Annotated in this window: 20 protein-coding genes and 1 pseudogene; 11 read left to right on the forward strand and 10 right to left on the reverse strand. The window is 39.8% G+C overall.

What is annotated here, in order from left to right; all coding sequences use genetic code 11:
- The first annotated feature begins 168 nt into the window (after positions 1-168).
- The 4 genes from CRO04_RS11345 to CRO04_RS11360 are packed head-to-tail and all read left to right on the forward strand — an operon-like array spanning position 169 to position 5,584.
- A complete protein-coding gene (locus CRO04_RS11345; protein WP_097004358.1) occupies positions 169-2,109 on the forward strand; it encodes a beta-glucoside-specific PTS transporter subunit IIABC in 1,941 nt (646 codons plus the stop codon).
- 13 nt (positions 2,110-2,122) lie between these two features.
- Positions 2,123-3,541, forward strand: coding sequence for a glycoside hydrolase family 1 protein (locus CRO04_RS11350; protein ID WP_097004359.1), 1,419 nt, complete (start codon positions 2,123-2,125; stop codon positions 3,539-3,541).
- A 21-nt stretch (positions 3,542-3,562) separates the two neighbouring features.
- Positions 3,563-4,411, forward strand: a complete 849-nt coding sequence (locus CRO04_RS11355; protein WP_097004360.1) for a PRD domain-containing protein — start codon at positions 3,563-3,565, stop codon at positions 4,409-4,411.
- 12 nt (positions 4,412-4,423) lie between these two features.
- Positions 4,424-5,584 carry an MFS transporter gene (locus CRO04_RS11360; RefSeq protein WP_097004361.1) on the forward strand — a complete coding sequence of 387 codons (1,161 nt, stop codon included), beginning with the start codon at positions 4,424-4,426 and terminating at the stop codon, positions 5,582-5,584.
- Positions 5,585-5,618: 34 nt separating this feature from the next.
- On the opposite strand, the gene CRO04_RS11365 is transcribed toward CRO04_RS11360, so the two are convergent.
- The 4 genes from CRO04_RS11365 to CRO04_RS11380 are packed head-to-tail and all read right to left on the reverse strand — an operon-like array spanning position 5,619 to position 8,810.
- Positions 5,619-6,746, reverse strand: a complete 1,128-nt coding sequence (locus CRO04_RS11365; RefSeq protein WP_420323211.1) for a sodium ion-translocating decarboxylase subunit beta — start codon at positions 6,744-6,746, stop codon at positions 5,619-5,621.
- A gap of 21 nt (positions 6,747-6,767) precedes the next feature.
- The gene (locus tag CRO04_RS11370) at positions 6,768-7,109 is read right to left on the reverse strand and encodes a biotin/lipoyl-containing protein (protein ID WP_097004363.1); all 342 of its coding nucleotides are present in this window, start codon (positions 7,107-7,109) and stop codon (positions 6,768-6,770) included.
- A 12-nt stretch (positions 7,110-7,121) separates the two neighbouring features.
- On the reverse strand, positions 7,122-7,382 hold the full coding sequence (locus tag CRO04_RS11375; RefSeq protein ID WP_097004364.1) for an OadG family protein: 261 nt from the start codon (positions 7,380-7,382) through the stop codon (positions 7,122-7,124).
- A gap of 30 nt (positions 7,383-7,412) precedes the next feature.
- Complete coding sequence (locus CRO04_RS11380; RefSeq protein WP_420323212.1) at positions 7,413-8,810, reverse strand: oxaloacetate decarboxylase subunit alpha; 1,398 nt, start codon at positions 8,808-8,810, stop codon at positions 7,413-7,415.
- A 177-nt stretch (positions 8,811-8,987) separates the two neighbouring features.
- Between CRO04_RS11380 and CRO04_RS11385 the strand changes: the two genes are divergently transcribed.
- Positions 8,988-9,866, forward strand: coding sequence for a LysR family transcriptional regulator (locus CRO04_RS11385; RefSeq protein ID WP_097004366.1), 879 nt, complete (start codon positions 8,988-8,990; stop codon positions 9,864-9,866).
- Positions 9,867-9,932: 66 nt separating this feature from the next.
- Here the strand turns inward: CRO04_RS11385 and CRO04_RS11390 are convergent, their stop codons facing one another.
- Positions 9,933-11,336: a rhamnogalacturonan lyase gene (locus CRO04_RS11390; protein WP_330400838.1), complete on the reverse strand. Its 1,404-nt coding sequence runs from the start codon at positions 11,334-11,336 to the stop codon at positions 9,933-9,935.
- 20 nt (positions 11,337-11,356) lie between these two features.
- Between CRO04_RS11390 and CRO04_RS11395 the strand changes: the two genes are divergently transcribed.
- Positions 11,357-12,223 (forward strand): ATP-binding cassette domain-containing protein, encoded by an 867-nt coding sequence (locus CRO04_RS11395; protein WP_097004367.1) that lies wholly within the window; start codon positions 11,357-11,359, stop codon positions 12,221-12,223.
- A 155-nt stretch (positions 12,224-12,378) separates the two neighbouring features.
- Entirely contained in the window at positions 12,379-13,131 is a 753-nt protein-coding gene (gpmA, locus tag CRO04_RS11400) for a 2,3-diphosphoglycerate-dependent phosphoglycerate mutase (RefSeq protein ID WP_097004368.1), read from the forward strand.
- 182 nt (positions 13,132-13,313) lie between these two features.
- Here gpmA and CRO04_RS11405 read toward each other — a convergent pair whose 3' ends face one another.
- The 5 genes from CRO04_RS11405 to CRO04_RS11420 all read right to left on the reverse strand — a co-directional run bounded on the left by CRO04_RS11405 (position 13,314) and on the right by CRO04_RS11420 (position 17,571).
- Positions 13,314-13,865 (reverse strand): ClbS/DfsB family four-helix bundle protein, encoded by a 552-nt coding sequence (locus CRO04_RS11405; protein ID WP_097004369.1) that lies wholly within the window; start codon positions 13,863-13,865, stop codon positions 13,314-13,316.
- 64 nt (positions 13,866-13,929) lie between these two features.
- The gene (locus CRO04_RS11410) at positions 13,930-14,352 is read right to left on the reverse strand and encodes a MarR family winged helix-turn-helix transcriptional regulator (protein WP_097004370.1); all 423 of its coding nucleotides are present in this window, start codon (positions 14,350-14,352) and stop codon (positions 13,930-13,932) included.
- Complete coding sequence (locus CRO04_RS27450) at positions 14,353-15,138, reverse strand: ATP-binding cassette domain-containing protein (protein WP_330400843.1); 786 nt, start codon at positions 15,136-15,138, stop codon at positions 14,353-14,355. It abuts the gene before it with no gap.
- A gap of 41 nt (positions 15,139-15,179) precedes the next feature.
- Positions 15,180-16,088, reverse strand: a complete 909-nt coding sequence (locus CRO04_RS27455; protein WP_330400839.1) for a hypothetical protein — start codon at positions 16,086-16,088, stop codon at positions 15,180-15,182.
- A 343-nt stretch (positions 16,089-16,431) separates the two neighbouring features.
- Complete coding sequence (locus tag CRO04_RS11420) at positions 16,432-17,571, reverse strand: ROK family transcriptional regulator (RefSeq protein ID WP_097004371.1); 1,140 nt, start codon at positions 17,569-17,571, stop codon at positions 16,432-16,434.
- A gap of 310 nt (positions 17,572-17,881) precedes the next feature.
- Between CRO04_RS11420 and CRO04_RS11425 the strand changes: the two genes are divergently transcribed.
- From CRO04_RS11425 to CRO04_RS11440, 4 genes and pseudogenes are all read left to right on the forward strand, one after another.
- Positions 17,882-18,658 (forward strand): SDR family oxidoreductase, encoded by a 777-nt coding sequence (locus CRO04_RS11425; RefSeq protein ID WP_097004372.1) that lies wholly within the window; start codon positions 17,882-17,884, stop codon positions 18,656-18,658.
- Positions 18,659-18,702: 44 nt separating this feature from the next.
- Positions 18,703-20,229, forward strand: coding sequence for an FGGY-family carbohydrate kinase (locus CRO04_RS11430; protein WP_097004520.1), 1,527 nt, complete (start codon positions 18,703-18,705; stop codon positions 20,227-20,229).
- A gap of 17 nt (positions 20,230-20,246) precedes the next feature.
- Positions 20,247-21,599: an MFS transporter gene (locus tag CRO04_RS11435; RefSeq protein WP_097004373.1), complete on the forward strand. Its 1,353-nt coding sequence runs from the start codon at positions 20,247-20,249 to the stop codon at positions 21,597-21,599.
- Between the two features lie 297 nt (positions 21,600-21,896).
- A pseudogene (locus CRO04_RS11440) lies at positions 21,897-22,262 on the forward strand (response regulator transcription factor); the annotation flags it as partial.
- Positions 22,263-22,334: the final 72 nt, after the last annotated feature.

Here is a 22,334-nt window from a genome sequence, read left to right on the forward strand (position 1 = left end):
AGACTGTTACTGGTAATGCAGGCAAGATCTGACAAATTTTCTTTTATGCGGAGGTGGATCGCATAGTAGTTTATTTTGTTAGGTCTTTTTTTATGTTTATAACAGATCATTGGCCAATGATTAACAAATAGCAGTTATAAATTAACAACAATATTCAGGAGGTAGTGTATGGATTATAATAAAATCGCCAGTGACATTATTGAAAATGTCGGCGGTAAAGCCAATATTAAAGGTATGACCCATTGTTTTACAAGACTGCGTTTCGTATTAAAGAACAGCTCTCTTGCTGATAAGGCAGTTGTTGAGCGTCTGGAAGGTGTTATCTCTGTTGTAGTAGCAGGTGGGCAATTCCAGGTTGTATGCGGAAACAAGGTAACAAAGATTTTTGATGCTGCTGTTGAGATACTTGGCAGTGAAATTGCAGCCGAAGAAGCTTCTGATATTGAGATTCCGGAAGAAAAGCAGAGCTTTTTAAATACCGTTCTTCAGAAAATATCAGAAATCTTCACTCCGCTTGTTCCAGCAATTGCTGCTGCAGGTTTAATTAAGGGTCTCCTTGCCGCTGCTGGTAAGATGCCAGGTTTTGATACCACAAACAGTACATACATCATTATGAATACTGCAAGTAATATCATCTTTTTCTTTATGCCGGTTTTCCTGGCATATACAGCAGCAAAAGCATTAAAGTGCAGCCAGGTTATCGCTATGGTGTTAGGAGGACTTTTATGCCACCCGACTATTGATGCACTGATACAGGACGTTGCCACCAGATCTACCATCTTTGGCCTTCCTGTAGTTAAGATGGCATTTACCGTTGGTGAATCTACCAAAGTATTTGCTTATACTGAGTCGGTAATTCCGATTCTCCTCGGTGTTCTGGCACTGTACTTTCTGGAGAAGCTGCTGAAAAAGATCGTTCCTGATATGCTGCAGCTGATTTTGATTCCAGGTATTTCACTGATCGTTATGGTTCCTGTTATGCTTGTTGTTGTAGGTCCTGTTGGCATCTATGTTGGTTATGTAGTACAATGGCTCTATACAGCATTATACAGCTTCAGCCCAATCCTTGGCGGTATTATCGTCGGAGGTTTATGGGGGGTATGTGTTATCTTTGGTGCTCACAGAGCATTGCTTCCAATCGGCTTAAATGATGTCGCCCTGACAGGTACGAATACTCTGATGTGTTTCGCTGGTTCTGCAAACTTTGCCCAGGCAGGTGCTGCACTTGGTGTTATGTTTAAAACAAAGAGCCCTAATTTAAAACAGGTTGCTGCTTCCAGTTCACTTTCTGCATGGCTGGTAGGTGTTACAGAACCTGCAATCTACGGCTGCAATCTTCGTCTGAAAAAACCTATGATCTGTGCTGTTATCGCAGGTGCCGCAGGTGGCGCTGTTATGGGGATTGGCCGTGCTGTTAATACTGGCTTTGCGAACAATGGTGTCCTTACCATTATGTCTTACTGGGGCGAAGGTGTAAGCCTCAGCCGTTTCATCGCTTATCTGCTTGGTATCGCAGTTGCATTTTTTGGTGCTGCTATCCTTACTTATATTGTAGGTTTTGAAGACGATCTTCCTAAATCAGCTTCTAAACAGATCGATGGTGACGCAGCTCATTCTTCTGAAAACACAGAAACATTCATGGAGGTTCCATCAGCTGACATTATGATCGGTGCTCCTGTTGCTGGTAAAGTTATTCCAATGAGCACAATCAATGACGAAGTATTTGCTTCCGGGGTTCTGGGCAAAGGTATCGGAATCATCCCGCAAACTGGTGAAGTTGTTGCTCCGGCTGACTGTACCGTAGCTTTAGTATATGAAACAAAACATGCCATTGGATTACAACTGGATGATAATGTAGAGCTTCTGATTCACGTAGGTATCAATACCGTTGAATTAAATGGAAAGTACTTCGAAAGCTTTGTTGAAAGTGGTCAGAAAGTTACGAAGGGAACGAAGCTGGTAAGCTTTGATGTGGATAAACTGAAAGAAAATGGCTATGACACTACTGTATGTGTGATCGTGTCCAATGGCGCTGCCTATAAAAAAGTTAACGTCATTTCCAGTGGAAATGCTGATGTAAACCGAAATGTAATTTCAGTAGAAAAATAACAGGAGAATATAAATGAAAACTGCAAAATTTCCGAAAAACTTTTTGTGGGGAGCTTCTTCTTCCGCATTTCAGATCGAAGGTGGATGGGATGAAGATGGCAAAGGCATGACTGTTGCTGACTTTAACTCCTTTAAACGTTCCGAAAAACAGGCCGACAGCAAGGTTGCCAGCGATTTTTACCATCACTGGAAAGAAGATATCGCTCTGATGAAGGAAATGGGTATGAATATTTACCGTTTCTCTTTATCCTGGGCAAGAATTATTCCAGACGGTGACGGCGAAGTAAATCAGAAGGGCATTGATTTTTATAACAATGTACTCAACTGCCTGCTTGAAAATGGTATTCAGCCATTTGTTACTTTATATCACTTTGATCTTCCTTATGCTCTGGTTGAAAAATACAATGGCTGGGAATGCAGAGACTGCGCATTTGCTTTTGAACGTTATTCAAAAATCTGTTTTGAAGCCTTTGGTGACCGCGTAAAATACTGGCAGGCTATTAATGAGCAGAATCTGATGATCCGTGTAAATGAACGTATGAATATTGATGAAACAGATCTCTGGAAGGCAGATAAGATCCGCGCACAGATGGATTATCATATGTTCCTCGGACATGCTATGGCAGTGAATGCCTGCCATGAACTGGTAAAAGATGGGAAAATTGCACCTGCAGTATCCTCTACCTGTACTTATCCGCTGACCAATAAACCAGCTGATGTATGGTCTGCCAAAATGAATGACTGGATGAAGACAAACTACTGTCTGGACATGCATATGTATGGTGAATATCCGGGTTATTATATGAGATATCTGGAAGAACGCAACATTGTACCGGTTATGATGCCGGAAGATAAAGCGATTTTAAAGAGTGCGAAGATTGATTACATTGCTTTAAATTATTATCGTACTCTTTGCAGCAGTTACCTTCCTGCCACGAAAGAGCACCCCGCAGGGGAACGTGCTTACCGTGGAAATGAAGTCGATTTTGATCAGTATGGTTACTGCCGCGATGAAAAAAACACAAATCTGGAAGCCAGTGAATATGGTGCACAGATAGATCCAATGGGTCTGAGAATTGTATTAAACGAATATTACCAGCGTTATCATCTGCCGCTTATTATTACGGAAAATGGTCTCGGTACTGCAGACGTTGTGGCAGAAGACGGTAAAATCCATGATGATTACCGTATCGACTATATCCGCAGTCATTTACAGGCCTGTTCCGATGCCATAGGCGACGGTGTAGAGTTAATGGGCTACAGCCCATGGTCCGTCATGGATCTTTTAAGCTCACACCAGGGCTTTAAGAAACGTTATGGCTTTATCTACATTGACCGCCAGGATCATGACTTAAAGGAATTAAAGAGAATTAAGAAAGACAGCTATTACTGGTATCAGAATGTTATTAAAACAAACGGGGATGAAATATAGAAACAAAGGAGAATACTATAAATGCGGGTGGTGAAAGTATTAAATACTTCTGTCGTTCTGGCACTGGATGACAATGGAGCAGAAGTCATCCTTATGGGAAAAGGAATTGGTTTTCGCAAATCCATTGGCGAAACTCTGCAAATGAATGAAAAGGATAAGATTTTTGTTCTTCGAAACAGAAATATTTCCAGAGATATTATTCGTCTGGCAGCAGAAACTGACGCTGTCATCTTTGGAGTTGCCCAGGATACCATTGACTATGCAAAAAACAAATACCAGATGAACCTTATGGATCACATCTGGCTGGCTCTGACGGACCACCTTGCATTTGCTGTACGAAGATTTCAGGAGAGCTTAAGCTTTCCTGGCTTCTATTCTCAGGAAGTGAAGCGTTTTAACCCCAATGAATATGATGTGGGCTGCTTTGCATTGAAACAGATTAAAAGGGATCTGTCGATTTCGCTTCCGGAAAGCGAGATTGGCAACATTGCCTTTCATTTTATCAATGCGCAGAAGGGCTTTCATTTCAACAATGAAAACCGCTCTATGATGAAAATTGTGAGAGACGTGAAAGAAATTGTAAAATATACATTTGGAATTTCTTATGATACCGATACAGTTGCTTACAGCCGGTTTATGACTCATCTTCAGGCACTGGCCCAGAGAGTCGTTCAGGCGAAACAGCTTTCAGGAGATATCAATGATCTGCTGGGGAGTGGTATTATCGAAAAATGCCGGCTTGAATGGGAATGCTCTGGCAAAATCACCGATTATATCAGGCAGAATTTTGAATTCCAGTTGACAGAACAGGAAAAATTGTATCTGTCTATTCATATTCACAGAGTGCTGGAGGAAAATCCGCACAAATAAAAAGGATTTATAATGAATGTATATAAGAAAAATAGTAGAAATTTATTTGCAGCTGTTATCTTTTTCTGGTTCGCCCAGTATGTTTATATACCATTCCAGACTCCATACCTGACGGGGATAGGCACCTCGGCTGGTATGGTGGGAATGATTATCGGTGCTTACGGTATATCGCAGATGCTGCTGCGCCTTCCAGTCGGAGTTCTCGCAGACTGCAGGAACCGACATAAGAGGTTTATTATAATTGGAGGTCTATCCTCAGGGATTGCCTCCATCTTTCGTATTATCATGCAGAATGGAACCGGATTTTTTATTGCCAACCTGTTCTCTGGTCTTGCCAGTGCCATGTGGATTTCCTTTATGGTTTTGTATATGAGTTTTTATCCTTCAGAACAGCAAAAAGCAACCTGCCAGCTGGTTGTGGCGAATAATCTGGGGATGCTGGCAGGTTTTGTAACCAGTACACTGTTTTACCAAAAGCTGGGGATGCCTGTGATCTGTATGTTTAGTGTAATAGCAGGTATTTGCTGTGCGTTTACAGCCTGTGGACTTAAGAAGACGGAATACCATAAAAGCTGCAACCCGGATGGATCGGCTGCAATACCGGGAAATATGCTTTGTGTATGCTTAAACCGCCGACTTCTTTTTTTTGCTGTTCTGGCTCTGGTACAGCAGGGCGTGCAGATGTCCACGACTATGTCATTCACCACACAGATTATTAAAAATCTCGGTGCAGATACGATAATACTTGGACTTTCCTGTATTATTTACATGTTATCTGCTGTTATATGGGCAAAATTTGCCTCAACAAAGGCCTGCAGCGTACTCTCATCAAAGAACTGGATATTTCTTGTATTCTGCACCACTGCAGGTTACTGTATCCTCATACCGATGAGCACCAGCATTCCAGTGATCTGTCTTCTTCAGATACTTCCTGGAATGGCAACTGGAATTCTATTCTCTTTTCTGACCGCCGAAGCGATGAAGAGTATTCCGGCAGAAAAAAAATCTACAGCCATGGGCTGTTTTCAGGCAATCTATGCGTTTGGAATGACCGTTTTTCCAATTATCTGCGGAAAAATAGCAGGTGCTTTCTCCATGACTGCTGCATATTTGTTTTTAGCTGTAATCTGTGTGATTGCAGCGGTTGGTTCCAGATGTTTTCGTCAGGAATAAAATCAGGCAGGTGATTGATTCACCTGCCTGATTTTTATCCAAAAAAGCGTAGTAATATACCAGCTGCCACTGCAGAACCTATCACACCAGCTACGTTAGGACCCATAGCGTGCATTAAGAGGAAATTAGATGGGTTTGCTTTTACTCCTTCTTTTTGAACAACTCTTGCTGCCATAGGAACTGCAGATACACCAGCAGCGCCTATCATAGGATTAATTTTACCCTTTGTTAAGACACACATGAGTTTTCCCATTAGCACACCAAAAGCTGTACCGGATGCAAAAGCAATTAAGCCTAATACTACTATTTTTAATGTGCTAAGTGATAATAAGACGTCTGCTTCCGCTTTAGCACCAACCGTAAGACCCAGGATAATTGTTATTATGTACATGAGTGAGTTTTGTAATGTATCAACAATCTTTGGAATACGGCCACATTCTTTTGCCAGATTACCTAGCATCAGCATACCAATTAAAGGAGCAGCAGAGGGCAGTAATAAAATGACGAGAATCGTAGTAATGATAGGAAATATTATTTTTTCAGTTTTACTAACATCTCTTAGCTGTTCCATTTTAATTTCGCGTTCTTTTTGTGTAGTCAATAGTTTGATAATAGGTGGCTGTATAATTGGAACCAGTGCCATGTAAGAGTAGGCAGCCAGTGCAATCGTAGATAGTAAATGTGGCGCTAGTTTTGTTGTTAAATAAATAGCAGTAGGGCCATCGGCTCCACCGATAATTCCGATAGAAGCGGCTTCCTGTGCGGAAAATCCCAATTTTATAGCTCCTAAAAAAGCAACAAAAATACCAACTTGTGCAGCCCCTCCAAGTAAAAGTGTTTTTGGGTTTGCAATAAGAGGTCCAAAGTCCGTGGAGGCACCCAGGCACAGGAAGATAAGCGGAGGGTAAATTCCTAAATTGGTTCCTTGATATAAGTAATAAAGCAGACCACCAGGCAGAGTTTCCGTAGCATGATCCATCAATCCGGTTATTGGCAGGTTGACTAATAACATACCGAAGGATATGGGGATAAGCAAATAAGGTTCATATCCTTTTTTGATTGCAAGATATAAAAATATGCAGGCTATCAAGAGCATAATAACATGTTTGTAAGTTAATGCGGCAAATCCAGAATCTAAAAACAGACCCATTATTATATCCATCATAAAGTTGAACTCCTTCTTTTACATTTCAATCATTACTATACCAGATTCTATTTGTTGATTTTTAGATACATGAATTGCAGTAACGGTACCATCCTGCGGAGCTATGATTTCATTTTCCATTTTCATAGCTTCCAGTATACATAAAATCTGTCCTTTTTTTACAGGCATTCCAATAGATACTTTAATATCCAGTACTAAACCTGCTACCGGAGCTGTAACTTTGCATCCCTGACCAGATGTGGATGCTGTGGCTGAGACAGGCGTGGAGGGCATGGCCCGCTTCGGGATCTCTGCAGAATCTATTTCTCTTGCTTTTACAATATAAGTTTTATCATTTAAAGTTATTTCATAAGTTTTCATACGTTATTCTCCTTAATTTACTCTCTCTATTGATTCAATTTTATAGGTTTTATTTTTGTTATCTTCATTTATCATAATTAAAGCTGTTAAAGCTGCAACAGTCTTAAGTTCTTCATCCTCTAATATGGGTGAATCGGATATTAGAGGTAATTCTTGTTTAAAAATAAATTGAAATGTGTGAATGATTAAACTTAGTATGGATAATAAAACAAATACGATAGCCATACTTATGACAGAAATCGTTAATCCATCCATAAAGTTAATGTAAGTCATGGTTTTCACCTCCATAATTGCACCAGATTGTTATATAATAGCATGAATTTTAATAGTTTCTTCATTTCCACTATCGGGAGAAGCTGTTTCATATTTCTTTGTTAAAAATTGTTTGGCTACTTCTGGAAACATCGCATAGGTAAGATAATCTTCATCGCTTTTTGCAAAATCAGAAGCCTCAATTACTATGTTATTCCATTCTGGAGGAAGAAGATCAGCAGGTCTTACAGAGGTGATTTCCCGATCTTCAATAATCTTTTTGACGATCTCTTCTGAAATAGCAACAGGAGGTTTTCCATAAGCACCTGCCACATAATCTTTTATTTCCTTAGGAACCATTTTGTAACGTTCTTGAGTGAGAACGTTAAAGACCGCCTGAGTTCCTACCATTTGGCTTAAAGGAGTTACTAAAGGAGGGTAACCCAAGTCTTTTCTTACTTTCGGAACTTCTCGCAGCACTTCCTCGTATCGATCTTCCGATTTCCCCTGTTTTAACTGAGAATATAGATTTGATAACATGCCACCTGGTACCTGGTAAAGCAAAGCTTTTGGGTCTACACTAAGCATTTTAGGATTTAATACCCCGTTCGCCAGATATTTTTCCTTAATCGGCTTAAAATAATCTGCTGCTTTATCTAAGACTTCGAGGTCCAGACCAGTTGTATAGCCAAGTTCAGTCAGAGCAGTATGGAGGGATTCTGTCGCAGGCTGACTGGTACCTCCTGAGAGTGGGGAAATTGCTGTGTCGATAATATCAATTCCGCTTTCCACTGCATAAAGATAAGTCATTTCGGAAATGCCGCTTGTGGCATGGGTATGTAATTCCAGGATCAGGTCAGTTCTTTTTCTTAATTCTGTAATTAGTTTCTTTGCATGATAAGGGGTAAGAACACCGGCCATGTCTTTGATACAGATAGAATCAACACCTAACTTTTCTACTTGTTCGACTAAATCACAGTAATATTGTATTGTGTGTACAGGACTTACTGTGTAACTAAGTGCCAGCTGTGCATGTCCTCCGTACTTTTTTATGGATTTGATTGATGTCTCCACGTTACGTAAATCATTGAGGGCATCAAAAACACGAATGATATCAATGCCATTTTGTATTGATTTTTCAACGAATTTTTCTACAACATCATCTGCATAGTGACGATAGCCCAATAGATTCTGCCCTCTAAGCAGCATTTGAAGTTTTGTGTTTTTTGCTTTTTCTTTAATTTTGCGTAAACGCTCCCATGGATCTTCATTTAAATAGCGGATACAGGCATCAAAAGTTGCACCGCCCCAGCATTCAATAGCATGTAACCCTGCCGAATCTAGTTTTTCTATGCCAGCCAGAATCTCATCGGTAGTGAGGCGGGTTGCCATAAGGCTTTGATGAGCGTCTCTTAAAGCTGTTTCTGTAAAGCCAATCTTTTTCAAAATATAATACCTCCGAAAATTAATTGTTATCCAATCAGTTACAGCCTAACATTTATGCCATGTACTGTGAAATACTAAAATATTATCAATCCATAGATAAAAACTATTGTGTATTGAAGCGTTTGGCTTTACACTAAATGGTGTATAAAAGTCAATAGTTTGGTAATTACGAGGTGTACTATGAAATTAAATCAAATAAATTATTTTCTCAAAGTCTGCAATACATTAAACATTACTCAGGCTGCAAAAGAACTTCATATTTCACAGCCTTCTCTGACGGTTGCATTAAAGTCATTGGAGCAGGAGCTGGGCGTTACATTATTCCTAAGGGAAAAGAATAAGCTTTGTCTGACGAATGAAGGAGAATATTTCAGAAATCGTCTGAATCCAATCATACAGGAACTAGATGATTTAGAGAGAGAGATGCTGTCCATAGGTTCTCATTATAATGTGCTGAAGGTGGGAATACCACCAATGATTGGTTCCTTTTTATTTTCTTTAATATTTACAGATATTGTAACGAAAAACGCAGATATAAGGCTGGAAATTGTGGAACATGGTGCGCTGAAATTACAAGAATTATTATTAGAGGAAAAGCTGGATTTGACATTTTTACTTGGGGAGAGCCAGCTAAACAGTGAGATTGAATTTACCCCGATCAGAAAACGTGATATCAAACTTCATATCAATAAAAAACACCCATTGGCTAATTCTGATTTTGTTAAAATTACGGATCTAAAAGAGCTTCCATTAATTACATTTAATTCAGAATTTTATGTTAGTAATGTTACCCAGAATGCATTTCGGAAGGAAGGAATAAATCCTAATATTATACTGGAAACAAGCCAGATTAATACAATTACCAGATTTATCCATGAAAATTTAGCCGCATCCTTATTAATTGAAGGCTGTATTCCCCAAGCAGATGATATTTCCATTATACCAATACAAAATATTGATCCTGTGACACTTGGTTATGCGAAAAAAAAGGACCGGTATACAACAAAAATCACCAGGCAGATGATTCAATTTATAGAAAGCAAGTCAAAGACTTTGTAATGATAGTAATCAAAAGAGCCCTGTTATGATAGACGCAGAACATCATAACAGGGTTCTTTGTTACTTTTAATGAGTAGAAGCTGAAGTTAATCGAATTGCCGGAATTGGTGGTTCAGACATTCCATGCCCAATGAAAAAGCTGGTGTGTGGCGGCTGATTGTAGGCTACATTCTGCCAGGCAATTCCCATACGGTATACTGGATCATGCATGAGTGTATGAATACGCCGGGTGGTGAGATCAGTCGTTGTATAGATATTCAGGTAACGGCTGTCGGATGTTCTTAACACAACTTCTTCTCTCCAGTCACCAAACAGATCGGCCTGTAAACATGGGGTTGCTTTGGTCCCGTTGTTAGATTCACAGCCGTCAGCACGCAGTAAGGTTGTGCCGCCATACTTAGTAATGGTTGTTCCGTCTAACAGTTCTCTGAGTTCATCACCATCCCACCAGATGGCAAAATTAACCTGAGAAGGTGCAGTGCCTGTGATCTGACCAGTACTGCTGTATAAGGGGGATCCGGAAGCCCATACTTCCTCTCCGGGGTAGCTGGCTGTCAGATCGGCAGAGCAGGCCCTGCCCACATCCCGTGAGGCATTATATTGAAACAGTATACGGCCTGTTTTGGCATCACGCATAGCTGCTCCCACTCCGCCGTTCGTCTTCGTGGACTCAAAAGAACTCCAGATTTCCAAACCGGGATGATTGGGATTTAAGTCTCCTAAATGCATGGCGTCCCCGTGCTGTAAGCCAGTTGTATATAATCCTTTTCCATTGTGGTCAATGGTGCAGGCGCCATAGACAATTTCATCCATTCCATCCCCATCTATATCAGCAACGCTGAGATTGTGGTTACCCTGTCCGGCATAGCCGGAGTTGCCCCAGCTGTTGCTGTCAAAAGTCCAGCGTTTTATAAGCCTTAAACCATCCCAGTCATAGGCTGTAAGAACCGTTCTTGTGTAATATCCGCGGCACATGACCAGACTTGGGTGCTCACCGTCCAGATAAGCAATACATGCAAGAAAACGGTCTACCCGGTTTCCGTAGGAATCTCCCCAATCGGATACGTTTCCTCTGGCCGGTTCATAATTTGTCGTATAAAGAGCCTTTCCCGTAAGTCCCTGAAATACAGTTAAATACTCAGGCCCGGATAATATATAGCCGGAAGAATTTCTGTAATCAGCATTGGGATTTCCGATAACGGTACCAAAGCCGTCTCTGCTTCCATCTGCTGTTTTACATGCAATTTCGGCTTTTCCGTCGCCGTCTAAATCATATACCATAAACTGGGTATAGTGGGCACCTGCCCGTATATTTCTGCCTAAATCGATACGCCAAAGGCGGGTTCCGTTCATCTTATAGGCATCTAAGTAAACGTTGCCTGTATATCCTTTTTGAGAATTGTCTTTTGAATTAGAGGGGTCCCACTTCAATATAATTTCATACTGTCCATCCCCATCTAAATCCCCCACACTGCAGTCATTATATTGATATGAAAGTTTATCATCAGGACAGTGCCTGTATTATCGGGAAAAACGGATGCGGCAAATCCACCTTACTTAAGCTGATATTAGGAGAATTAAAACCAGATTACGGTACAGTAAAAATCGGCGCGCAGGTGAAAATCGGTTATCTGCCCCAACAGGTTGTTTTTGAAGATGAGGACCAGACCATACTTGAGTACTTTTCAGGTTTTCACAATATTACTTATGAAGCTGCGAGAAACCAGCTGGCAAGAGTGTTATTCTTTAAAGACGATGTTCATAAGAAAATAAAATTCTTGTCCGGTGGGGAGAAGAGCCGGTTAAGGTTATGTTCCTTAACCTTTGAGAAAGTGAATTTTATGATTCTGGATGAGCCAACCAATCACCTGGATATTGATTCCAGAGAAGTGCTGGAGGAAACCTTATCCGCATTTGAAGGTACCCTGTTATTCGTATCTCATGACCGGTATTTTATCAATAAAGTTGCAGATAAAATCATGTCATTTGAAAATAACCGTCTTATCACTTACCCGGGAGACTATACTTATTATCAGGAAGAATTGCAAAAAGCGGGAAAATGTGAGGACCTGTCAAACGAAAAGACCAAAGTTCTCTCTAATGAAAAAAAGCCATCCATTGGAACGGTAGTGAATCAAGACAGCAGAACGGAAAACAGAACAAGAAAGTTGAATACGAAAAAGTCAGATATTCTTGAGAGTGAAATTGAAGCGATAGAAGCTGGATTAAAAGCGCTGGAACAAGAAATAAATGATAATAGTACCAATTTTGCGTATTTACAGGAACTTTTCTTGAAAAGAGAAACTATGGAAAACGAACTGAATTGCGTTTATGATAAATGGGAGAATTGTCAGTAATACAATTTATATCAACTGTATTCTTGACATACAAATAAAAAAGATGCATACTTGATATATATAAGTGGTTAGCAATGACTAACAGCTTAAAGGAAGTGAAATAGTGTAGAAGATAAAGGAGTGATTTACAAGTATCCTTATAGGAGGGATTGAATATGAGTCATCAATTAGTATTACTTCGTCATGGAGAAAGCATTTGGAATTTAGAAAATTTGTTTACTGGTTGGACGGATGTTAACCTGTCAGAAGCCGGTATAGAGGAAGCAAGAGAAGCTGGACGGTTGTTTAAGGAGCAAGGATATGAATTTGACCTCTGCTATACCTCCTATCTGAAACGTGCAATCCATACACTGAATTTTGCTTTAGAGGAAATGGATGCAGAATGGCTTCCTGTGATAAAGGCATGGCAGCTTAATGAGCGCCATTATGGGGCATTACAAGGATTAAATAAGTCTCAGACGGCTGAAAAATATGGAGAAGAACAGGTGAGAATCTGGCGGCGTTCTTTTGATATAAAGCCACCGTCTTTAGAACCCCGGGATCAAAGAAATCCGGCACATCAGAAAGCATATCATAATGTAGCAGAAAACGAATTACCGTTAGCAGAAAGTCTGGAAGATACCATTGCACGGGTTATTCCTTACTTTGAATCGCAAATCAGACCACAGCTTATATCAGGAAAAAGGGTACTGATTACAGCTCATGGAAATTCCCTGAGGGCACTGGTAATGTATTTGGAGCATCTTTCCCAGGAGGAAATCGTGGAGCTTAATCTGGCTACGGGCATTCCATTGGTATATGAGCTGGATGATACACTTTCGGTTATAAAAAAGCAGTTTTTAGGAAATCCTGATGTGATTGCCGCAAAGATGAAGAAGGTAGCAAATCAGGGAAAAACAAAAAATTGAAAACGTTGAATGTAGTTATTATAATTTTAAAGAAATCTACCAAAAGGTCAGCCCTTTTAACGAGGGCTGGCTTTTGCAATTTTTTTTGATTTTTGACGGATGATTTTTGGGTATAAGATGAAGAGTTTTCGCCGTGCTTTGGGTGAAAGGGGTACTCCTATAGCACCAGTAAGCAACCACATTTACGTTTCCCCTGCATATTTAACCACTTTTATGTGCGCCTTTAGTTTTTTCATGGCCCAATCGTAATGACTTGCTGTAGCGCTGACAAAATACGAGCCTAAAGTGCTTCCGCCAACCCATTTATAAATATCTTTAGAAAACAACTCATCATTTGAAAATGTTTCAGCTAACTCTATCACTTCGGCATGGGATTTTTTTAACATATTCTTTGCATCGTCTAATGATGTATCTTGATGCTTTTTCCAAAACTCCACATTCATAATACCGTAAGATTTCCAGTTATAAGGCTCTGGAATAAACGGTTTGTCCTCTCCATTTTTATTTGACTTAACCCAATTAAGCAGCAGTTGATGCCATTCATAGAGATGAATCAGAACATCTCGAAGATTTTTATCCCTGCCCCAATGCGCTTCTTTCTTTTTTATGTCTGCAGTAAAATCAAATGGAGTTGACAATTCTTCCTCTGTCAATCCGGAAATAAGCATGTTCAGTTTTTCGAAATTGCTATTTGCCGCTGTTATCATATCTGACTTTGTTGTTGCTCTGCCCATGTAATAATCCTCCTGATATTATAGTTTATATCGCTATAATCAAATTTGTACTTCATCCAGTTGTCTATTGCTTCTTTGAGTATAAGTTTGTAATCCTTTTGCACATCATTGAAAACGCATGTACTTCTTCTTTTGTTAACGCTTTTTCAATCAGGTTCATAATTTCATTTCCAAAGTCTTCAACGCGATTTAAAAAGGCTTTCCCGTCTTTGGTAAGAACAATATTGTAAGAGCGGCGGTCATTCGTTTGCCTTTCCTGAATAATATACTTTTTTTCCAGCAGACGCTTTGTTAATTTGGATATGCCAGATTGTGAGATACCTTTCATTTCAGCAAGTTCTTTCGTAGTTTTGGCCCCCTGCTTATCCAAAGTATCAAGTATATAGTATTGTGCGGTTGAAACACCCTCAACATTGAACCGGTTTGAATCTGATACTATCATGCATTGAAAGGGAACATAACTTTCCTCTAATTCTTTTAAAGCCATTTAGTCATCCTCCTGTTTTTCATTAATATACTTTTTTAGGTGCTTTCCAGTTAAAGAATCTGGACAGTTGATTAAATCTTTCGGTAATCCTGTAAACATAATCTTACCACCATTCTGTCCTGCATAGGGGCCAATGTCAATAATCCAATCTGCCTGACAAATAATATCCAGATTGTGTTCTATAACAATAAGAGTGGAATTTTGTTCTACAAGGCGATTCATTACACGGATCAACTGTTTGATATCAGTCATATGCAAACCTGTTGACGGTTCGTCCAAAACATAAATCTGACCACCGTTTTCCAGTTGGGAAGCAAGCTTAATTCGCTGTAATTCACCACCTGAAAGCGTGCTTAATGGTTGTCCTAAAGAAATGTAAGTGATACCAACGTCTGAAAGACGTTTTAGTACAGTAACGATTTCTTTTTCCTGAAAAAAATCTAAGGCTTCTTCAACTGTCATTTTAAGAACATCGGCAATACTTTTGCCTCTTAACCGATAAGCAAGCACTTCGTCCGTATAACGGTTACCGTGGCATTCTTCACATACCGTAACAATGGTATCCATAAACGCCAAATCTGTATAATTAACGCCCAGACCTTTGCAGGCAGGACAAGCACCATGTGAATTGAAACTGAATAGGGAGGCGCTTATACCGTTCCTTTTTGCAAATAATTTTCTGATAATGTCAAAGATACCTGTAAAGGTTGCAATGTTAGAACGTTTTGATGCCTGAATCCCTTTCTGGTCAATAAATACAGTTTCTGGGTATAATCTCGGTAGTATCCCGTTAACAAGTGTACTTTTTCCTGAACCTGCAACTCCGGTTACATATGAATGGAACCCACAAAATCCAAAAGCTCATTAATTTGCATATCTGTACATTCTGCAATATTTTTACCGTTCACTTTACAAGACAACACTGTATCATTTAAACGTGTTCCGTGACAGTGGGGACAGACCTGTTTTACAATAAATGGTTCAATTTCTTTTCCATATCTGGCTTTCTCTCCATCTTCTTTTTTAAGAAAGCTCCGCTCAATGCGAGGTATCAGTCCTTCATATAATGAGGTTTTATGCCATTCGGGAGTGGGATTTTTAATCTTGATTTCATCAGGATAGAGTAACAGTTCCAATTCCCCGGCAGTATAGTCTTTCAATTTTTTATTGTTATCAAAAAAGCCCGAATGAATATAGCGGGTTATTCGCCAACCGCCAGGTTCAAAAGTTGGAAAACGGATAGCTCCCTCATTTAATGATTTATTTTTATCTAACAGCTTTTCAATATCAATAGTTTCAATTTTTCCCAGGCCCTCACAATGTTCACACATTCCGGCTGGATTGTTGAATGAAAAAACATCTGAATAACCTACAAATGGTTTTCCAATTCGGGAAAATAATAAACGTAATACAGAATAAATATCTGTAATTGTTCCAACTGTTGAACGGGAATTGCCGCCTAACCGTTTTTGATTTATAATAAATGCCACGGACAAATTTTCGATACTGTCTACATCGGGCTTTCCATAATGTGGCATACGGTTACGGATAAAACTGCTGTAGGTTTCATTTAATTGCCTTTGCGATTCTGCTGCTATTGTATCAAATACTAAAGATGATTTTCCTGAACCGGAAACACCTGTGAAAACCGTAATTTCTTTTTTGGGTATCAGGACATTTATATTTTTTAGATTTCGTTCCCTTGCACCTGATACCTTAATATAATTATCAGACATACTTTTACCTCTCTGCCATTTATATGATGCGGTTATTATATGAGCGGGTTAAGTATATTTTATCATCTTTTATATTTCTTTGCAATGACTAGAAATAGGATATAGTTATTTTATCAAGAACAAGGAGGCATATAATAATGAAAACAGTGAAAGAAATTTATGATGAAATAGAGCTTTTGAATCCAACAGATTAGTGGTAAAAAAGGAGCGGATGGAAAGGGACCCAGGCTGGCCGGACAAAGGGATATCCTGGGAAGAAGCCCAGGATAAGTCACATTTATGGGATGTCTATTCTGGAATAATCTAATATTAGACCGTTGATCCATCAATGAAATTAGAGCTGTTAAAAAATTTCAGACTCCCTGATTTGTTCCAAAAATTTCTGGATATAAGGTAATACAGCTCCAACAGCAACGGTGTGTTCCGGATACTTACTTTGGAAGAGGAAAGGTTCACTGTAAGGAAAGGCATCTTTTTCATTGCATAGTGCCTGTAATGTATGAATGTCTTCCGCAGTAAGATACGACGAAATCTGTCCGCCGATAATAATATCACAGTCGAGTAACATATGCAGGTTGTTAATGGCTGATGAGAGCATTTCCAGATATTCCTGCCACCGCAGAACTTCAGCTTTGGAGTGATTGCGCAGAGCTGTAAAGAAAATTTCCTGCGTTTCCTCATCATTTAAAAGGGCATCCATTGAACAGTAGGTCTCCATGCAGCCGGATTTTCCGCAGTAGCATTTCCTGCCGTTTGGAATCAACTGCATATGTTCTGCTGCGCCGCAGTGACCGGCTTTTCCCATAACAATCTGTCCGTCCATAATCAGAGCACCTCCAAGATGCTTTCCGATGGAAAGATAAAGTGCATGGTTTAAGGTGTTACCAAACCATAGTTCTGTCCGGGCAGCACATTTGGCGTCATGGAAAAATGAACATGGGAAATTCAGATGCTGAGAAAATACGTCAATGTTCAGCCCGGTATAGCCTAACGTTTTCCCGTAAATGATCTCAGTTCCATCGGTACTGGTCAGCCCCTGTACGGCGAAACCGATTCCTAATATCTTCTCGGTGCTAATGCCATGCTCCAGGATAAAATCCTTTACCAGATATGCAGTTTCTTTGTAATAGCCATCAGTATTCTCATAATTCAGTGAATGTTCAGTCCAGTCACCAATATTCCCTTTCAAATCCAGACTCAGTATCTGGATTTTTTTCTTTTGTATCTCTACGCCGATGCCGATCCTTGCCGTGGGGCAGATGGTATAAGCAACTGCTTTTCTGCCTACTTGTGACTCAAAGAGTCCTTCTTTCATGATTAACCCCTCTTCTTCAAGAAAGACAAGATTCTGTGTTACCGTAGGCAGGCTTAAATGCAGCTGATGGGCAATTTCCTGCTTTGATAATTTTTCTTTTTCATATAAGAGATGGTAAATCAGTGAGGTATTATTTTTCTTAATATCTGATAAAGTAATGTTATTCATAACTTCCCCATATTTCGTCTGTAATCTTGTTTTTATGCTTTATTATTGTGTACTTCAACATTGCAATCCCATTCAAAGGTTTCTGCAAATACAATACACAAATACAATTTATAAATAAAGTTTATATAAATATAGAATAACATAAAATAGAAGAAAATGCATTTGGAAAAAATGCACAAAAAAAGTTAAATTAATTTGTTGTATTATACAGATTGACGAATATAAAATCATGATCTATTATATAAAATATATTTACAAAATTATTTTACAAAATATATTAATTAAATGAAAATGAAAGGAGAACAATCAGATGGGAATTATTGAAAAAATGAGACTGGATGGAAAAGCAGCATTTGTAACAGGAGGGGCAAGAGGAATAGGAAAACAGATTGCTGTTGCTTTGGCAGAGGCAGGTAGTGATGTGGCAATTGTGGATGTAGATATTGAGGAAGCCCAAAAGACTGCATCAGACATCGCACAGAGGAATGGGAGAAAAACGATCGCGATTAAAACGGATGTAACAAAACCCGAGGAAGTGGCGGCAATGATGAAAGAAATCCAGGATACCTTTGGAAAATTGGATGCAGCGTTCTGCAATGCAGGAATTTGTATGAATGTCCCTTGTGAAGAAATGACTTACGAGCAATGGAAAAAAGTAATTGATATTAATTTAAGCGGTGTATTTCTTACGGCACAGGCAGCAGCAAAGCAGATGGTAAAACAGGGATACGGTTCCATTATCAATACCGCTTCCATGTCCGCACATATTGTCAATGTTCCCCAGCCACAGTGCTCTTACAACGCATCAAAAGCCGGAGTAATTCAATTGACCAAATCCATGGCGATTGAATTGGCAAAACGGGGAGTAAGGGTAAACTGCATCAGCCCTGGATATATCGGAACAGAATTGACGTTGAATTCTCCAAGCTTAAAACCATTGATTGAGCAATGGAATGCCATGGCTCCAATGGGACGTATGGGAAAACCTGAGGAACTGCAGTCTATTGCCGTTTATCTGGCAGGAGATACCAGCAGCTTTACCACAGGATCTGACTTTATTATAGATGGAGCTTTTACGTGTTTCTAAGTAATGAAAAAGCAACGCGTCTGTCTGGCAGAAAAGGAGAGAATATGAAATATTTACTTGGAACAGATATCGGAACATCCGGGACAAAGACCATATTAATGGATACAAAAGGAAATCTTATCGCAAAGCATCTTGTGGAATATGATGTGCTGACTCCAAAGGCTTTATGGGCAGAGCAATGGCCGCAGGTTTGGTGTGACGCTGCATTTTTGTCGATTCAGGAGACCGTAAAAAAATCAGGGGTAAAGAAGGAAGATATCAAAGGAATTGCCATCAGCGGTCTTTACGGAGGCTCCGGGATACCGTTAGATAAGGATATGAAGCCAGTGAGGCCATGTCTCATCTGGATGGACAGAAGAGCTCAGGAAGAAACCGAATGGGTAAAAAGAACAGTCGGGGAAGAGAAGCTTCTGGAGATTACCCAGAACGGAGCAGATCCATATTATGGCTATACCAAAATACTGTGGATAAAAAATCATGAGCCGGAAAACTGGAAGAAAACCGCTTTATTCCTGCCGCCCAATGATTATGTCATCTATAAACTTACAGGGGAAGTTGTAATTGATTACTCATCTGCAGGGAATATCGGCGGGATATTTGATATGAATGAGAGAAAATGGTCCAGGGAACTGATGGATCAAATGGGTATTCCAATGAATATGATGCCTCAGAAAATCGTGGAATCCACAGACATCGTGGGAGGATTGACAGATGAAATGGCAGAAAAACTGGGACTTTTGCCAGGTATGCCGGTAATCGCAGGCGGAATTGACTGTGGAGCGGCTAATATAGGGTTGGGGATTCTGGACTCCGGAGTATTTGCGGCAGCCATTGGAACATCCATGTGTGCAGCTTTGATTTCAGATAGACCAGTAAAAGGAAAAGGATTGATTGTCTGGCCTTATCTTTATCATGCGAAGAAGCTTTCCTACAATTTTGCCGGCGGAAATACGGCCGGTGCCATTGTGAAATGGTTCCGTAATACCATCGGTGACAGAGAATATGAAATAGAGTCAGCAGGCGGAAAGAATGCTTATGACATTCTAAATGAACAGGCAGCAGAGATACCGGCGGGAAGTGAGGGGCTGGTGGTATTGCCGTATTTCATGGGTGAGCGCAGTCCTGTATGGGACTCTGATGCGAAAGGTACGATCATGGGACTGTCCCTTACTCACACAAAAGGGCATTTGTACCGGGCATTTTTAGAAGCCGTGGCTTATTCCCTAAGAGATGCCATGGAAGCTGCCGGTGAAGAGTTAGGGGAGTATATTCTGATTGCAGGAGGCGTGACTAAATCAGCTGTGTGGAGGCAGATTTTCGCGGATGTGACCGGCTATCCGGTGGTTTGTCCGATTCATGATGCAGAAGCAAATATGGGAGATGTGATTCTGGCAGGAATCGGAACCGGAACACTTACATATGAAGAGGTGAAAAAATGGCAGGTCCTGGGTGAAAAAATTATGCCGGATGCAAAAAATCATGAAACATATACAAAGTATTTTAACATTTATAAATCAATGTACCGGAATCTGAAAGAGAACATGAAACAGCTGTCGGATTTGGAAGCTTAGGGGGAAGGGCAAATTTTATGGAGAAGGTTTCAGGAAAAGAAAAGTGGAAAAAAAGAGTTGGTTATGGAATCGGAGATTTGGGCTGCAATCTGGTTTTTAGTACGATGGCCTCTTATTTGATGATTTTTTATACAGATGTATTTGGGATTTCCGCAGCAGTAGCAGGAACTTTAATGCTTGTTACTAAATTTATTGACGCGCTGACGGATACTGGTATGGGGGTCTTAGTGGATCGGACCCATACCAGATGGGGGCAGGGAAGACCGTATTTTGTTATTGGTGCCATTCCTTTTGCTGTATTTACTACATTAACTTTTACTGTCCCTGATTTTTCTATTAACGGAAAAATAGTCTGGGCGTATGTAACGTACTGTCTTCTTTGTACGGCTTATACAGTTGTGAATATTCCCTTAAATACGATTGTACCAAGACTGACTTCGGACATTCATGAAAGAAACTGCCTGGTATCCAGCCGTATGGTCTGCGCCATGATCGGAACAGCAATTATTATGACAATCACTGCGCCTATGGTGAGTTTTTGGGGAAGAGGTGATGCTGGAAAAGGATATTTGATTACCATGACAATTTATGGTATTGCAGCCATGATTATTTTTTTCATTACATTTTTGAATACAAAAGAAGTTGTTCCGCCATCTGTTAAAAGAGAAAAATCTTCACTGAAACAGGATTTAAAAGGTCTTACTGGCCAAAGTGTCCTATTCTTTCTGGTAAATTTTCTGTATTTTGCATTATATGTAGTTCGTAATACTACCGTTATTTATTATTTCACCTATAATCTGCAAAAAACAGAATGGCTTACTTTTGTGGGAATATTCGGCATTTTGTCAGGACTTCCCATGCTCCTGGTATTACCATTATTAGAAAAAAAGCTTAAAAAGAAATATGTTATGTTTTTAAGTGCTGCAATTTATGCTATAGGAGATTTGCTGATTTACTTTGGGCAGAATTCAGCTGTTTTACTGGTTATAGGTTTAGCCGTTACCGGTTTGGGAATCTATGGTATCTTCGGAACCACATTTTCTATTCAACCGGACGTGATTGACTATTCAGAATATAAAAAGAACATGAGTGTTTCGGGACTCATTGCTGCATTTCAGGGATTTTTTGTAAAGGCCAGCATGGGTCTTGCCAGTGCAGTGATTGGATGGCTGTTAAATTTCGGTGGTTATGCTGCCAATGAAACACAGACCACAAAAGCTCTTAATTATATAGAAGCCAGCTTCATCTGGATCCCCATGGGACTTTGCATTTTGATTGTCATTATTATGAGTTTTTATAAATTAGATGATGAACGTAAATACATGGATGTTGAATTAGAAAGACGGAGAAATATGATCAATACTAAATAAAAATTAGTTCAATTGCATGAATGTATTCTTGCACCACAGGCTATGTACCATGAACATCCTACAGGCGGTCAGGTAAGCGGGAATGCTGCTTTAGGAGCTTTTGCCGTATATCGTTCAATTTCTGCTCCCCTCAATGCGTGGAATCAGTCCTTCATATAATGAGGTTTTATGCCATTGGGGGGTACCGCCCTGGGTTTGTATGTATACTTGATGCTACTATTGTAATATATTGCACCAATTGATGTTGCAGGGTATACTAGGGGGGGTACAATTGATATACGAGAGGAAAATTGAAATATGAAGATATTATTGGTGGAAGATGACAAGGAAATCAGTGAAATGCTAATTGATTTTCTCCAGATGGAAGGCTTTGAAGTTCAGGGCTCATTTGACGGAGAAGAAGCGGTAAAGACATTTTTCAGCGGTACCTATGATCTGGTTATATTAGATCTGATGCTGCCCATAATCAGCGGGCTGGAGGTCATGAAACGAATTAGAAAGGAAAGTGTGGTTCCTATTATAATTCTGTCTGCTAAGGATACCGAATCGGACAAGATTTTTGGATTGGGACTGGGAGCAGATGATTATATTACAAAACCATTTTCACTTACAGAGGTGCTTGCGAGAGTGAAGGCAAATCTGCGGCGCAGCATCCAGTATTCTTTTTTGCAATGTGCTATTACATTCCGATTGATGCTGAACTGGGGATTTCAGAATCTGTTCCGGAGATAGAAA

Source organism: Lacrimispora amygdalina, from assembly GCF_900205965.1.
Classification (GTDB): domain Bacteria; phylum Bacillota; class Clostridia; order Lachnospirales; family Lachnospiraceae; genus Lacrimispora; species Lacrimispora amygdalina_A.

Bases quoted from the DNA above. Each gene is read 5' to 3' on its own strand.
- CRO04_RS11345 (WP_097004358.1), top strand. From the start codon at position 169: ATGGATTATAATAAAATCGCCAGTGACATTATTGAAAATGTCGGCGGT.
- CRO04_RS11350 (WP_097004359.1), top strand. From the start codon at position 2,123: ATGAAAACTGCAAAATTTCCGAAAAACTTTTTGTGGGGAGCTTCTTCT.
- CRO04_RS11355 (WP_097004360.1), top strand. From the start codon at position 3,563: ATGCGGGTGGTGAAAGTATTAAATACTTCTGTCGTTCTGGCACTGGAT.
- CRO04_RS11360 (WP_097004361.1), top strand. From the start codon at position 4,424: ATGAATGTATATAAGAAAAATAGTAGAAATTTATTTGCAGCTGTTATC.
- CRO04_RS11365 (WP_420323211.1), bottom strand. From the start codon at position 6,746: ATGGATATAATAATGGGTCTGTTTTTAGATTCTGGATTTGCCGCATTA.
- CRO04_RS11370 (WP_097004363.1), bottom strand. From the start codon at position 7,109: ATGAAAACTTATGAAATAACTTTAAATGATAAAACTTATATTGTAAAA.
- CRO04_RS11375 (WP_097004364.1), bottom strand. From the start codon at position 7,382: ATGACTTACATTAACTTTATGGATGGATTAACGATTTCTGTCATAAGT.
- CRO04_RS11385 (WP_097004366.1), top strand. From the start codon at position 8,988: ATGAAATTAAATCAAATAAATTATTTTCTCAAAGTCTGCAATACATTA.
- CRO04_RS11395 (WP_097004367.1), top strand. From the start codon at position 11,357: ATGAAAGTTTATCATCAGGACAGTGCCTGTATTATCGGGAAAAACGGA.
- gpmA (WP_097004368.1), top strand. From the start codon at position 12,379: ATGAGTCATCAATTAGTATTACTTCGTCATGGAGAAAGCATTTGGAAT.
- CRO04_RS11405 (WP_097004369.1), bottom strand. From the start codon at position 13,865: ATGGGCAGAGCAACAACAAAGTCAGATATGATAACAGCGGCAAATAGC.
- CRO04_RS11410 (WP_097004370.1), bottom strand. From the start codon at position 14,352: ATGGCTTTAAAAGAATTAGAGGAAAGTTATGTTCCCTTTCAATGCATG.
- CRO04_RS27455 (WP_330400839.1), bottom strand. From the start codon at position 16,088: ATGTCTGATAATTATATTAAGGTATCAGGTGCAAGGGAACGAAATCTA.
- CRO04_RS11420 (WP_097004371.1), bottom strand. From the start codon at position 17,571: ATGAATAACATTACTTTATCAGATATTAAGAAAAATAATACCTCACTG.
- CRO04_RS11425 (WP_097004372.1), top strand. From the start codon at position 17,882: ATGGGAATTATTGAAAAAATGAGACTGGATGGAAAAGCAGCATTTGTA.
- CRO04_RS11430 (WP_097004520.1), top strand. From the start codon at position 18,703: ATGAAATATTTACTTGGAACAGATATCGGAACATCCGGGACAAAGACC.
- CRO04_RS11435 (WP_097004373.1), top strand. From the start codon at position 20,247: ATGGAGAAGGTTTCAGGAAAAGAAAAGTGGAAAAAAAGAGTTGGTTAT.